Source organism: Desulfobotulus sapovorans DSM 2055 (assembly GCF_059569355.1).
In genome coordinates this window covers 1-14,753 of sequence record NZ_JCANVJ010000012.1, presented here as the reverse complement: position 1 = coordinate 14,753, position 14,753 = coordinate 1, and the positions used below count along the sequence as shown (strand labels likewise).

Annotated in this window: 8 protein-coding genes; 6 read left to right on the top strand and 2 right to left on the bottom strand. The window is 51.7% G+C overall.

Going from position 1 to position 14,753, the window contains the following annotated elements; all coding sequences use genetic code 11:
• Both fliS and fliD read right to left on the bottom strand, forming a co-directional pair.
• On the bottom strand, positions 1-573 hold the full coding sequence (fliS, locus tag BR04_RS09805) for a flagellar export chaperone FliS (protein ID WP_496355825.1): 573 nt from the start codon (positions 571-573) through the stop codon (positions 1-3).
• 59 nt (positions 574-632) lie between these two features.
• Complete coding sequence (gene fliD / locus BR04_RS09800) at positions 633-2,312, bottom strand: flagellar filament capping protein FliD (RefSeq protein WP_496355824.1); 1,680 nt, start codon at positions 2,310-2,312, stop codon at positions 633-635.
• Positions 2,313-2,982: 670 nt separating this feature from the next.
• On the opposite strand from fliD, the gene BR04_RS09795 reads away from it, so the two are divergent.
• The 6 genes from BR04_RS09795 to wecB all read left to right on the top strand — a co-directional run bounded on the left by BR04_RS09795 (position 2,983) and on the right by wecB (position 14,547).
• On the top strand, positions 2,983-5,604 hold the full coding sequence (locus BR04_RS09795) for an SLBB domain-containing protein (protein ID WP_496355823.1): 2,622 nt from the start codon (positions 2,983-2,985) through the stop codon (positions 5,602-5,604).
• A 240-nt stretch (positions 5,605-5,844) separates the two neighbouring features.
• Entirely contained in the window at positions 5,845-9,588 is a 3,744-nt protein-coding gene (locus tag BR04_RS09790; RefSeq protein ID WP_496355822.1) for an SLBB domain-containing protein, read from the top strand.
• Between the two features lie 56 nt (positions 9,589-9,644).
• Positions 9,645-10,700 carry a Wzz/FepE/Etk N-terminal domain-containing protein gene (locus BR04_RS09785; RefSeq protein WP_496355821.1) on the top strand — a complete coding sequence of 352 codons (1,056 nt, stop codon included), beginning with the start codon at positions 9,645-9,647 and terminating at the stop codon, positions 10,698-10,700.
• Positions 10,697-11,776, top strand: a complete 1,080-nt coding sequence (gene rfbB / locus BR04_RS09780; RefSeq protein ID WP_496355820.1) for a dTDP-glucose 4,6-dehydratase — start codon at positions 10,697-10,699, stop codon at positions 11,774-11,776. The genes BR04_RS09785 and rfbB overlap by 4 nt, the downstream gene beginning before the upstream one ends.
• 136 nt (positions 11,777-11,912) lie before the next feature.
• On the top strand, positions 11,913-13,337 hold the full coding sequence (locus BR04_RS09775) for an MBL fold metallo-hydrolase RNA specificity domain-containing protein (RefSeq protein ID WP_496355819.1): 1,425 nt from the start codon (positions 11,913-11,915) through the stop codon (positions 13,335-13,337).
• A gap of 124 nt (positions 13,338-13,461) precedes the next feature.
• Positions 13,462-14,547, top strand: a complete 1,086-nt coding sequence (gene wecB / locus BR04_RS09770) for a non-hydrolyzing UDP-N-acetylglucosamine 2-epimerase (protein ID WP_496355818.1) — start codon at positions 13,462-13,464, stop codon at positions 14,545-14,547.
• Positions 14,548-14,753 lie beyond the last annotated feature (206 nt).

Sequence of the window (14,753 nt, the reverse complement as noted above, 5' to 3'; positions counted from 1 at the left end):
TTATACGGTGAAGCTGCGGCCATAGTTCCGTATGGCCTGACCCTTGCCGCCGTAACCTGGATTGGCGGGGGGGGCAGGAGCCGCCGCCTGGGGAGCGGGGGGGGATATGGGTTTGGGCGTCCCTGTTGCAGCAGGGGGTTCGGGATGGGCCGCCGATGGCTGGTTCAGGGAGGTTCGGGCGGCATTGGTTTCCGCTGCAGGCAGAGCCATAACCTGTTCGGCCCAGATTTTTCTCAGCTGGGCAATGTAACGTTCCGTCTGTTCAATGGGTTTGACATTGTTGTTCAGGGAGGCCTTGGGCAGCTCCATCAGGATACTGCTGTACAGACCTCTGAGAAATTCCGTGGCATCATCGTTCATGTTGGGGTTCAGGGAGGCCTGAAGTTCTGCAATGATGGCAATGGCCCGGCCCAGATTTTCTCCGCGTTTCTGGGGATTTTTTTCCAGAGCCCCTTGCCGGGCTTCTTTCAGAAAGCGCAGGGCACCATCATAAAGCATCAGGATAAGCCGTCTTGGATCCATGCCGTCAAAGTGGTTGCTCTGATAGGTTTTGTATGCGGTGGCTGCGCTCATATGAAATCCCTCCTGAAAATGCTGGGGTTTGGGGCCATGGTGTACATCATGGAGTAACGTTACTCGCTTTTTGAGGCGCTGTTAAAGGAATCAAACATGCTTTTCATAAAATCCGCCTGACTGTTAAGGGAACTGATGGACTTGTCCAGGCGGATGAATTGCAGGGTCATGATCTCGTATTTGCGATCCAGCCTGACCTTGGCGTTTTCAATGGTGCTGTCCAGGCGTTTGGCTCTGTCTTCCATGGTATTTTTTTCCAGGGAAAGGGCACCGGTATCAGAGGTCATTTCCGTAAGGGTATCGTTGAAGAGATCCCCAAAGCCTTTGATTCCCATATCGGCATCTCCGATGAAAAACTTTCGGACGGAATCGGCATCGTTCTCCAGCGCTTCGTCCAGTTTTTTTTCATCAAAGGAAATCACGCCCTCGCTGTCAATGGAAAGACCCAGATCCATGAGGGAGCTGATGCCGTCCCGGCTGCTGCCCACAGGCCGTGTCAGGAGGTTGTTCAGCTCACTCTGTACATTGCGGAGGGATGCCACATTGTTCAAAAGCCCCTCCTCCTCGTTTTCCGGTTCCCGAATCCGGTGCTTTGCCACTTCGGAAGAAAATTCACTCAGGCTTTCCATCATTCCCAGAATGGCTGTTTTCACATCCTCATGATCGGATTTAACGGTGAGGGTACTTTTCCCCTCACTTTGCAGGTTCAGAGTGAGCCCTGGAATAACATCACTGATTTCCTTGTCGCTGTTCCGCTGATAGCTGATACCGTTCACCGTGAACCGGGCGTTCAGGGAGTCGCTGTCCTTTCCCTGAACCTCTTCCATGGCCAGACCATCAAGAAAGATACGGTTGGCCTCCCCCGTATCCCGGGAGGTGAGGGTGAAACGATAGCTTTTTTCGGTGCTGCCATCATTGATGATGGCGGCCTGTATACCGTAGGCTTCCCCCTTTTCGTTGATCACGCCAGTCAGATCTTCGTAGCTGCTGCCTGCGGCAACGGATACATAGACAGGGTCGTTTTCTATGCCCAGCTGGTAGGAAAAGGACAGGTCGGGTTTGATGAAGTCCGGCCCCTCCCCTTCAAATAAAATCTGCTGGTTGGTCTTGTCATCGGGATCGGCTGCGGCCATGCGGATATAGGCCCCACTGGGCCCCTTAACCACAGAGGCCTTTACCAGCGGTTCACCGGCGTCATCTTTATTTCCTGAGGTGGTATTGATGGCTTCGGCCACTTCGTCCAGGCTGGCTCCGGCCTCAATGCTGACCTCAATGGCTGTTTCGCTGGGACCAAAGGTAAAGCGGAAGCTTGTGGCGGTATCCACGGCCCTGCTTTCTCCGGAAAGCAGCCCCGTATCCGGATGACCGTAGACCATGGAAGAGGGGCTGTCGAATCCCGTACTCTGCCAGGCACTTTTCCGGGCCAGAGCCTGCACGTCCAGGGTATGGTTACCCGCAGCAATACCCGATGCCGCTGTGGCAGTGACCACATCTTCCTTGCCCGAGGAAACCGTACGGCCAAGGAAGCTGGACGCCAAAGAAAGGGGACGGGCCGAAGACCGAACCCCCATGAGTTTGGCGTTGAGACTGTCCAGGGTATTGGCCTGGGTGCGTATCAGGCTTCGGTTCTCTTCATTTTTTTTGATGGGGGACTCGTCTATGCCCCGCAGATCATCCAGCATTTTTTGCAGCTCAAGGCTGGATCCAAGCCCGATGCTGCTGATGGTTCCCAGTGCCATGGCGTCCTCCTTCGGGGAAAATTTCAGATTTACCGGAAATCCGGAGTTGGATTTTCCCCGTTGTCATGCTTTCAATATCGGTCTTTCTTCCATGAAACCTTAAGATATTTCTTAAATTTTTTCCACAGCGTTCGTATGCTCTCAAATCCGCAGCGGATGTCAATGCGCAAGGTTTCCTGCGGCCAGAAAATTCTGAAGGGCTGAAGCCGCTTTTGGGTACAGGGGGTGCTGTTGGGGGGGGGCAGGGTGAACACATGTAAGTCTCACTTCAAAATTGAGGTTGTGTAAAATCAGAGTATTACAAATTTCAAAGGCTGAACCTCTTTGATTGTTAATGCTGTAACCTATTGAAATTGCGTTCCGCCAAATCTACATGCGTTCACCCTGGTTGGGGGGGCTTTACCGCTTGAAGGGCTGTTTTTTTTCTGGTACTTATTTTTTTCTTTTCCAATATTTAGAATTTGTTGCAGTTTTTTTTGGGAGGCACTTGATCATTATGCCGTTTTTTCGAAGTCTATGGATTTCTTTACTGATTTCACTTCCTGCCTTTGCCATTCAGGTCACCGAGGTAGAGAAGCAGGCGTTTCAACAGCTTTCTCCTTCAGAGCAACAGCAGATATTGCAGCAGGTGGGATCTGCTGCATCTGTTTCCTTACCGGAAACACAGACGGTGGTGTCTGTCCCGCTCATAAAACCCAGGCCTGCGGCGGAGCCTGCCCCTGAAATCCTGCAGAGAAAGCAGGAGAAGCGTGAACTCCTGGAGGACGGGCAGCAGGAAAGGGGCTTACCCTCCCGCGAACTTCTTGAAAGAATGGATCAATCCAGGAGGGAGCTTCCCCACTTTGGCTACAGTCTTTTTGCGGGTGCACCCACCACCTTTGCCCCTGTATCGGATGCACCGGTTCCGGAAGGCTACACCCTCGGGCCTGGTGATAATATCCGTATCCAGATATATGGCAATCAGAACCGGATTCTCAACCTTGAAGTGAGCCGTGACGGTTTTATCCAGATTCCAGATGTGGGACCTAAGCCCGTCGCTGGACTGACTTTTTCGGATATGCGCCAGGATCTGGAAGAAACCATACGCAGGCACTTTATCGGTGCCCAGACCAGCATCACTCTGGGCAGGCTGCGTTCTTTTCAGGTTTTTGTACTCGGCGAAGCCTATAAGCCCGGCAGTTATGCGGTGAGTGGTCTGGCGACCATGACCCATGCGCTTTATGTTTCTGGAGGTGTCCGAAAAACAGGATCTTTACGGAAAATTCAACTGAGAAGAGCTGGTGTGCTGATTGGTGAGCTGGATCTTTATGATCTGCTTCTCCGGGGAGATACCTCTTCGGATTTACGCCTGCAGTCCGGCGATACGGTTTTTGTTCCTCCGAGAGACAATGCTGTGGCCGTGACGGGTGAGGTTCTCCGACCCGCAGTCTATGAGTTGCGCACGGAAAGCAGGCTCTCCGATCTCATTGCGTTGGCAGGAGGCCTGCTGGCTACGGCCCAGACAAGGGAAGCCCGTCTTTTACGTGTACACGATAAGGAGCATCGTTTTTTTCGTTTAAATCTGAATCAGAGAGACGATCTGGGAACTCTCATTTATGACGGTGATATGGTGCAGATCCTCTCTTTGCCGCCACAGGTAAAGGGATCGGTAGTGGTTACGGGCCATGTTTTTCAGGATCTTGTTCTGGAATGGCGTGAAGGCTTGCGTATCGGGGATATTCTGCCGGATCCCGCCCATCTCCCCCAGGGGATGGAGGGGGCTTTTGCCGTTTTGAGAACCCGTGTCGGGCCTTTTCGTGAAAGCTGTATCCATGTTTTTCACCCTTTGAAGGCGATGGGAGGGGATGAGCAGCACAATATGCTGCTACATTCCGGGGATGAAATTTTTCTTTTTGATACGCATAAAAATCGGAGTGCCCAGCTTACCCACCTTGTCTCCATGATGAAGAATCAGGCGCGTTTCCCTGCTTTTCCGAAGATTGTGAGTGTAGAGGGGGCTGTGCGCTTTGAGGGAACGTATCCTCTTTTTGAAGGGTTGACACTTCGTGGTTTTCTTCAGGATGTGGCTTTACTACAGCCGGGTGCAGATCCCGGTTATGTATTGCTGCGCCGTATGGGAGAAAAACCCGGAACCATAGAGGCGATCAACGTCAATCTTTTGGAAAGGGACGGGGATTTTCCCTTGTTTCCCGAAGACAGGGTTTGGGTGTTTGATTACAGGCAGAACAGGGCAGAGCTTGTGCAGCCTGTGGTGCAGCGTCTGCGGGAGCAGGCATCCCGGGAGCAGGGGGCCCGGATTATCCGCATCGGCGGGCATGTCCGGTTTCCCGGCGTTTATCCCTGGCATGAGGGGATGACGCCTGAAGGTCTGGTACATATCGCAGGAGGGTTTCTCGATTCGGCTTTGCCCCACAGCATGGAGGTTTCCCGCAGAGAGGTTACGGACAGGGGGGCTGAGGTGCGCCATGTGGAGGTTGCCGTACCTGAGGAAGCACTGAACCAGTTTCCGCTTCTGGCCGAAGATCATTTGATGGTCAAGAAGATTCCCAACTGGAATGAGGTGGAAACCGTTGCGATCAGGGGGGAAGTCCTTTATCCTGGTGTTTATCCCATTTTCAAGGGTGAAACTCTGCGCCATGTGCTGGAAAGAGCGGGCGGCATAACGGAGTTCGCCTTTATTGATGGGGCTGTTTTTATTCGGGAAGATCTGAAACGCCTGGAAAAGGATCGCTATAACAGCTATGTCTCTCAATTGAAAAGTCAGGTGGCGGCCCAGTCCATGGAAAGCCGTGAGGCCGATCCGGAAAAAAATGCTCTGGTGCTGGGTTTGATTGATCAGTTGCAGAACACCGAACCCGTAGGCCGTCTGGTGATTGATTTTCCGGAACTGCTGATGAATAGAAAAAGTCCGGATATTCTTTTAAAAAACGGAGATCAGCTCATTGTGCCTTCCATGGTGCAGGAGGTGACGGTGATGGGAGAGGTACAGTATCCCACTTCCCATCTTTATGCCGAAAAGGATGATCTCTTTGATTATATTGGCAGATCCGGTGGCTTTACGGTCAAGGCTGCCGAGCGTTTCATCTATGTGGTGAAGGCTGACGGCAGGGTGATTCCTTACCGAAGTTCACGGTTTGGTTCCAGAAACGACCACATTGCTCCAGGGGATACCATTGTGGTGCCCTTTGATGTGGAAGCAGTTGCGCCCCTTGTTTTCTGGGGAGATGTGACCCGGGTTTTGTATCAGCTCAGTACTTCCATTGCAGCCCTTAAGGTTATAGGCGTGTTTTAGAGGATTTATCTAAACAGAAATATTTAAATTTATTTCAGTATTTCATATATGTATCATTCTTGTCTTCCAGCGAGGGAACAATAGCTTAAATTCTGTAGCCACCAGTCTGTGTACGGGCAGGGATACCTGAACAGGCCGGGTGCTTTTATACCTTGAAGGGCTGTTTCTTTTCTGGTAAATGTCTTTCTCGATTTTCAAGATCTCAAACGGCTACGGGCCTCCCTCAGGATATGTGATTCCATGCCATCTTTTCGCAGTATTGTCTTTGTCTCCCTCCTCCTTCTTGTGTCTTTTCCAGCCTTTGCCCTCCAGATTACCGAAGCGGAAAAGGAAGCCTTTAAACAACTCTCACCAGCAGAGCAGCAGCAGGTCTTGCAACAGGCAGGAGCTTCTGCGCCAGCGGTTGCACCGGCTACGGAGTCGGTGGTGCCCATTCCTGTGGTGACCCCCAGAATTGCTCCGGAACCGGAACCTGAAGTTCTGCAGAAAAAACAGGAGCAACGGGAGCTGGTGGAAGATGAACCCCAGGAAAAGGTTCTGCCATCCAGAGAATTGCTGGATCGCATGCATCAGTCCCGGGATGAGCTGCCCCGTTTCGGCTACAGTCTGTTTGCCGGAGCGCCCACCACCTTTGCCCCTGTATCGGACGTACCGGTTCCGGATGGCTATACCATTGGCCCTGGAGACAATATTCGTATCCAGATTTATGGGGCGCAGAACCGGATTCTCAGCCTTGAGGTGAGTCGTGATGGTTCCATTCAGATTCCCGATGTGGGGCCTAAGCCCGTAGCAGGGCTGACCTTTTCGGACATGCGTCAGGATCTGGAAGAAACCATACGCAGGCACTTTATCGGTGCCCAGACCAGCATCACCCTGGGTAAACTGCGCTCCTTTCAGGTGTTTGTTCTGGGGGAAGCGTACAAGCCGGGGAGCTATGCCGTGAGTGGTCTGGCGACCATGACCCACGCCCTGTATGTTTCTGGTGGTGTGCGGGAGACAGGGTCTTTGCGCAAGATTCAGCTGCGCAGAGCGGGTCAGCTGGTGGGTGAGCTGGATCTTTATGATCTTCTGCTCCGGGGCGATACCACATCGGATCTGCGTCTTCAGTCCGGGGATACCCTTTTTATTCCTCCCAGGGGGGATAGTGTTGCTCTGGCGGGAGCCGTGCTCCGGCCTGCGGTCTATGAGCTCCGGACAGAAAAAAACGTTGAAGATCTTCTCGTTCTGGCGGGAGGGCTTTTGCCTTCCGCACAGAGGGAAGATGCGCGTCTTTTGCGGGTAGAGGAAGAACATCGCTTTTTTCGCCTGAACCTGAAAGAGGCGAAGGATCTCCAGACCCTGCTGCGCAATGGCGATATGGTGCAGATTCTGTCTCTGCCGTCCCAGGTAATGGACTCTGTTGTCATTACAGGCCATGTTTTCCAGGACGTGGTGGTGGCCTGGCGGAAGGGGATGCAAGTTGCCGATATCCTGCCAGATCCTTCCCGTCTGCCCCGGAACATGGATCCCTATTTTGCGGTTTTAAGAACCAACGCCGGTCTTTTCCGGGAAAGTCGTATGCATGTTTTCAACCCGGACAGTGCGCTTAAAAGAGATGCCATGCACAATCTGGTGCTGGCACCCGGGGATGAAATCACCCTTTTTGATACCCGTAAAAACCGAAGCAGCCAGTTGGCCACCCTGGTGAGTATCCTGAGAACCCAGGCCCGTTTTCCTGCTTTTCCGGAAGTGGTTGCCGTCAGTGGGGCGGTGCGTTTTTCTGGAAACTACCCCTTGTTTTCGGGGGTAAGCCTGCGCCGCTTTGTTGAAAATGTTGCCATGGTACGGTCGGAAGCGGAACTTGGCTATGTTCTGGTGCATCGTTTAGGAGAAAAGCCCGGCACCATTGAGGTTGTTGGTGTTGACTTGAAATCCGGTCAGGATCTCCAGCTTCGGGCAGGGGATGAAGCCTTTGTTTTTGATCAGGTGGCAAGCCGTTCATCCCTTGTTGCTTCCGTGGTGGAGCGTTTGCGTCAGCAGGCGGCTCTGGATGCACCGCCTGAGGTGATTTCCATTGCGGGTCAGGTACGTTTTCCGGGTAGTTATCCCCTGTTCAAGGGACTTCGTTTGAGTCGGTTTATCAAGGACTGCGCTCTTTTGGATCAGGACGCGGATCTCAATTATGTGCAGGTACGCCGTCTGGGGAAGAAGCCCGGAACCATTGAAGTGGTGGGAGTCAACCTGAGTGCAGAGGAAGATATTGTCCTGCGTGCAGGGGATCAGGTCTTTGTTTTTGATCAGATGTCGAACCGTGCAGAGCTTGTTTCTTCCGTTGTGGAACGTTTGCGTCAGCAGGCGGCCCTGGATGCACCGCCTGAGGTGATTTCCGCTGCAGGTCAGGTACGTTTTCCGGGCAGCTATCCGCTGTTTCCGGGACTGACCCTGAGCCGTTTTTTGAGGGAAGGCGTTCTTCTGGGTCTGGATGCAGATTTGAGTTATGTGCAGATCCGGCGTCTGGGAGAAAAGCCCGGAACCATCGACGTTGTGGGCGTAAATCTGGACTCAGGTGAAGATCTTGAGCTGCGTCCAGGAGATCAGACCTTTGTTTTTGATCGAACGGGCAACCGGTCGGAACTGGTGTCTTCCGTTGTGGAGCGTTTGCGTCAACAGACAGCTTTGGATGCACCACCTGAGGTGATTTCCGTTGCCGGTCAGGTACGTTTTCCGGGCAGTTATCCGCTGTTTCCGGGACTGACCCTGAGCCGTTTTCTGAGGGAAGGCGTTCTTCTGGATCTGGATGCGGATCTTTCCTATGTGCTGGTGCAGCGTCGGGGAGAAAAGCCCGGAACCATCGAAGTGGCAGCTGTGGATCTTGAGGCAGAGGAAGATCTGTCTCTGGCTCCTGGAGATTCTGTTGTGGTCTTTGATCACAGCAAGGACAGGGCAGAGCTGGTACAGCCCATGGTACAGCGTCTCCGGGCACAGGCCTCCAAGGAAAAGGGGGCACAGGTGATTTCCATTGGGGGGCGTGTCCGTTTTCCTGGCGTGTATCCCTATCATGAAAACCTCAGCCCTGCGGATCTTATCCGTATTGCCGGAGGTCTGCTGGATTCCGCCCTTTCACACAGCATGGAGGTTTCCCGCAGGGAGGTGACGGCAAGGGGCGCGGAGACACGGCATCAACTCCTTGATGTTCCCCAGGGGGCCCTGGATGATTTTCTTCTTCTGGCGGAAGATCATCTGATGATCAAGCAGATTCCCAACTGGAATGATGTGGAAACCGTTACCCTGAAAGGGGAAGTACTTTATCCCGGTGTGTATCCCATTTTCAAGGGAGAAACAATGCGTCAGGTGCTGGAACGTGCGGGGGGGGTGACGGACTTTGCTTTCATTGAAGGAACCGTCTTTCTTCGGGAAGACCTGAAACGTCTGGAAAAGGAGCGGTATGCCAGTTATGTCGCCCAGCTCAGGAGCCAGGTTGCGGCCCAGTCCATGGAAAATCGGGAGGAGGAGCCTGCAAAAAATGCCATGGTGCTGGGGCTGATCCAGCAGCTTGAAAATACCCAGCCCGTAGGACGGCTCGTGATTGATTTTGTGGACTTGCTGGTGAATGAAAAGAGTCGGGATATTGTCCTGAAGGGGGGAGATCAGCTGATTGTCCCCAGCATCGTCCAGGAGGTTACGGTGATGGGAGAGGTACAGTATCCCACCTCCCATCTGTATATGGATAAAGACAGCATCTTTGATTATATCGGAAAATCCGGCGGGCTTACGCCCAAAGCAGCGGAAAGATACATGTATGTGGTCAAGGCGGATGGCAGTGTCATTCCCTACCGCCCCAACCGTTTTGGGTTCAGGAATACGGAGATTGCACCTGGAGATACCATCATTGTGCCCTTTGATGTGGAGGCCGTTGCGCCTCTGGTTTTCTGGGGAGATATCAGCAAGATTCTTTACCATATGAGTACGTCCATTGCAGCCCTGAAAGTGATCGGTATCTTCTGATTTTTAGGGATTTTGATTCGGACAGTTTGACAATACCGTGGAAAGATAGAGAACCTATGCAGGAATTTTCCAATAAAGATGCGGGTTTTGAGAAACAGGGACAGGCAGTCCCCCCTCCATGGGGGTATGCTCCCAGTCTTCCCTGGCAGGGTGCTCCCCAGGAGGATGAAATTGATCTTCTGGAGCTGATCCGTGTACTTTGGGATGGCAAATGGTGGATTGTTCTCATTGGTTTTCTGTTTTCTTTCATGGCCCTGGTGTATGCACTGAAGATGCCAAATCAATATCAGGCAGAGGTGGTACTGGCACCGGCAATGGCTGAACAGAAGGGAGGGCTTTCTTCCCGATTTGGCGGGCTTGCCGCCATGGCAGGCATTGATATGGGCAGTGCCGGGGTGGATAAAACAACCATTGCCCTGGAAGTGGCCAAGTCGCGGGATTTTATTACCTCCTTTATCCGCAAGCATGAGCTTCTTGTTCCCCTTTTTGCTGCCAAAAAATGGGACAGGGAGAAGAATGGCTGGATTCTGGATGAAGACGTCTATGACGCGGAAAAGAAGGTCTGGTTGCGGGAGGTGGATCCCCCCAAAACCCCAGAACCTTCGGACTGGGATGCGTATAAGGTTTTTTTGGCAATGCTTTCTGTGGATCAGTCGAAGGACTCCGGCATTGTACGTATTGGTGTGACCAGTCTCTCCCCCCTGTATGCCAAAATCTGGGCCGAGACGTTGGTGAAAGAACTGAATCTGGTGATGCGTCAGCGGGATATAGAAGAAGCGGAGCGCAGTATTGTTTACCTTGAAAAAGAATTGCAGAATACCAGTGTGGCCCAGATGCAGCAGGTTTTTTATAAGCTGATCGAAGAGCAGACCCAGACCAAGATGCTGGCCCGGGTGCGTGAGGAGTATGTGTTTAAAACCATTGATCCTGCTGTGATTCCCGAGGAAAAGATTAAGCCCAAGCGCCTTCTGATTCTGATTGTCGGAGGTATGGTCGGTGGTATGATGGGGATTTTCTTTGTTTTTGCCAGACATGCTTTCAGGGGAATGCGATCCCGCTGGGAAGAAACGGGAGAAAAAAGGGGGAAGACCCCTTTGGGAGATGAATCATGAAAATACTGATTACCGGTGGGGCAGGCTTTATCGGTTCTGCCCTCATTCGTTATATCATTGCCCATACAAATGCTTCTGTGGTGAATGTGGACAAACTGACCTATGCCGGGAATCTTGAGTCCCTGGCGGATGCATCATTAAGCTCCCGCTATACTTTTGAGCAGGTGGATATCTGTGATGGTGCAGCGATCAAGCGGGTTTTCGATGCCCATCAGCCCGATGCTGTCATGCACCTTGCCGCAGAAAGCCATGTGGATCGATCCATTGACGGTCCTGCGGCCTTTATAGAGACCAATATCGTGGGAACTTACATTCTGCTGCAGGAGGCCCGATCCTACTGGCAGGGTCTGGATGCAGAGCGTAAAGGGCTTTTCAGGTTTCACCATATCTCAACGGATGAGGTTTATGGCGATCTTGAAGACCCCAAGGCCCTTTTTACGGAAGAAACCCCCTATGCTCCCAGCTCTCCCTATTCGGCCAGCAAGGCAAGCTCCGATCATCTGGTACGGGCCTGGTACAGAACCTATGGTCTGCCTGTTCTGGTAAGCAACTGTTCTAACAATTACGGGCCCTATCATTTTCCGGAAAAACTGATTCCCCATATGATTCTCAATGCACTCAAGGGAAAAGCCCTGCCCGTTTACGGGAATGGTCAGCAGGTGCGGGACTGGCTGTATGTGGAAGATCATGCCCGGGCCTTATATCAGGTTGTGACCCGTGGGCAGGTTGGAGAAACGTACAATATTGGCGGACACAACGAAAAGCGTAACCTTGAGGTTGTGGAAACCCTCTGTGATCTTCTGGAAGAACTGGCCCCTGAAAATTTAAACAGTTGCCTGCACAGGGCTGGCGGGTTCAGATCTCTCATTACCTTTGTGGCAGACAGGCCGGGCCATGACCTGCGTTATGCCATTGACGCCGGCAAGATTGAAAGAGAGTTGGACTGGAAGCCTGAAGAAAATTTTGAGAGTGGTCTGCGTAAAACCGTAGCCTGGTATCTTGAAAATGAGACCTGGTGGAGCCGGGTTTTAAGCGGTGCCTACACCCTTGAGCGTTTGGGGCAGACAGCGATTTGATTTTTTTTGGGGTATCGTCATCAAAGAGGGATTGCTTTCTTCAGCTATCGTTCCCATCGTGGAGCCTGGTAACGCTAGCTGAAGCAGGATGGTAATCCGTTTATGTTTTTGATCATAACAGGATAATGGATCTGCCTTGATAAACCTCGTTCACCACGGTGGCAAAGAAGGCGTTACCGGATCCTGCCACCAGCTTATGCTGGAAGGCGGGAAAAGTCTGCTTGTGGATTGCGGGCTCTTTCAGGGAGCAGAAACCTCATCCGCTCAGGAAATGATCCAGGGTAAAGATCCCAACGCCATTTTGTTTCCCACAAAAGACATTTTGGCCCTCATTATCACCCACAGCCACATTGACCATGCGGGCCGCATTCCCTGGCTTCTTGCCGCAGGCTATGAAGGCCCTATGATCTGCTCAGAGCCTTCCGCAGCCCTGCTTCCCCTTATGCTGGAAGATGCCTTTAAATTTTCCGTAAGCTCCAGGCCCGACATGCTGGATCGTTACGCAAGGCTGATTCAGGCCCGCATCCAGTCTCTGGCCTATAAAACCTGGCGTACCCTTCTCGATACCCCTTTGTCCAGGGTGAGCATCAGGCTGCACAGGGCAGGTCATATTCTGGGTTCCTGTTACATCGAATGCACCATTCTGGATAAAAAAAATGGCAAGGATCACCGCGTTGTCTTCTCCGGAGATCTTGGCGCACCCTGGGCACCTCTTCTGCCAGCGCCCAAGCCTCCGTATCGGGCCGATACCCTTGTCCTTGAAAGCACCTATGGCGACCGGACCCACGAAAACCGCAGATCCCGAAGGCAAAGCCTTGAAGCCCTTATCCAAAAATCCCTTCAAAACGGTGGCACTATCCTGATACCTGCTTTCAGCCTGGGTCGCACCCAGGAAATTCTTTACGAAATCGAAGAAACCCTGCACAGAAAAGCCTCGGAAAGCCTTAAAACTGGTCTTGCCTGGAAAGATCTTCCCGTGTATCTGGATTCTCCCCTTGCGGGCCGCATCACAGAAATTTACCGCAGCCTTAAACCCTTCTGGGACAAAGAAGCCCACCAGAAACTTGCAAAGGGCAGAAAACCCCTTGCCTTTGAGCAGCTTGTAACCCTGGATTCTCACACAGCTCACCTTGTCAATGTCAGGGAGCTTGCCCAATTTGCAAAACCCGCCATTGTCATTGCGGGCAGTGGCATGTGTACGGGAGGCCGCATCATCAACTACCTGAAAGCCATGTTGAAGGATTCCCACCACACCGTTCTTTTTGTGGGATATCAGGCGGAAGGAACCCCTGGAAGGGATATCCAGCATTATGGCCCAAAGGGCGGCTATGTTTTCCTTGAGGGTGAGAAAATCACTATCCGCAGCCGTATCGAAACCATCAGCGGGTATTCTGCCCATGCGGATCAGAAAGATCTCGTTCGTTTTGTAACCCGTATGCGGCATTGGCCAAAGGATATTCATCTGGTTCATGGGGAAAAAAAGGCAAGGGAAGGCTTGCAGAAAGCCCTTGAAAAGGAGTATGGTGCTACGAATAAATTTCCTTTTGCAGTGCATTCCTGACATTTTTATTTCTGGAAAATGAAAACCGTGTCTGAATCTGTGGTTGAAAACATAGGCATGTGAGCTTCAGGTATAAGTAGGCAGTTATGAGACTACCTGATTCATTTTTTTTAAAGGAGCTCTTTTGAAGATCATCACCATTGTCGGTGCCAGACCCCAGTTCATCAAGGCGGCAACGGTCAGCAGGGCCATTGCTGCACACAACGCCAAAAATCCTTCAGAAGTTGTGGAAGAAAAGATCGTTCATACGGGCCAGCACTATGATGCCAATATGAGCGAGGTTTTTTTTGATGAAATGCAGATTCCCAAGCCTGTCTATCACCTCGGTATTGGAGGCGGCAGCCACGGCGCCATGACAGGCCGGATGCTGGAAAAAATCGAAGAGGTGCTTTTACAGGAAAAGCCGGACTGGGTTCTGGTCTATGGAGATACCAATTCTACCCTGGCCGGAGCCCTTGCCGCCAGCAAGCTCCACATAAAAGTAGCCCATGTGGAAGCGGGCCTGAGAAGTTTCAATATGCGAATGCCGGAAGAGCAGAACCGCATCCTCACAGATCGTATCAGCAGCCTGCTTTGTTGCCCCACGGAAACTGCGGTTCAGAACCTTGAAAAAGAGGGGTTTCAGAATTTTAACTGCCGGGTGGTTCAGACCGGAGATGTCATGCTGGATGCGGCCCTTTTTTATAGAAGCTTCGCCGTGAAGCCGGAAATTCAGGGGCTTTTGAATGATGACTTTATTCTCTGTACCCTTCACCGGGCAGAAAATACCGATGACAGGGAACGTATGCAGGCCATTCTTGCCGCACTGGAAGAAGCCGCAGATCAGCATACCATACTTTTACCCATGCACCCCAGAACCCGTAAAACCCTCATGGCCCAGGGCCACAGTTTCCGTAACCCCAGGATTATTGTCACTGAACCAGCATCCTATCTTGAGATGATCTGGATGCTGGAACACTGTCGTTTTGTCATGACAGACAGCGGTGGTCTGCAGAAGGAGGCGTATTTTTTTCAGAAACCCTGTATCACCCTGCGGGATGAAACGGAGTGGGTGGAGCTTTTGCAGGCAGGGGCCAATGTGCTTGGTGGAGCTGGAACAAAACGGATTCTTGAAGCTGTCCAGACCATGAAAAACCGAAAGATTGATAAGAAAGGTTTGTATGGCGAAGGGGATAGTGCAGAAAAAATTGTAAAAAAATTAGTGGTATAAAATCTAATCTTTTCTTAAAGAGCTTGTCTGAAAATTATTTTAGTAATCAATAGTATGCCGTTATATAGATATTAAATGCGTAGAAAGACACCGTATATGGTGATGTGGATTGTTTATACTCCAAACTGTCATTGTTGTTACAACGTCATGGCAGTGCCAGGCTGAAAATGATATGATAGTGCCGTGTTTGACCTTTCAACTTTAAG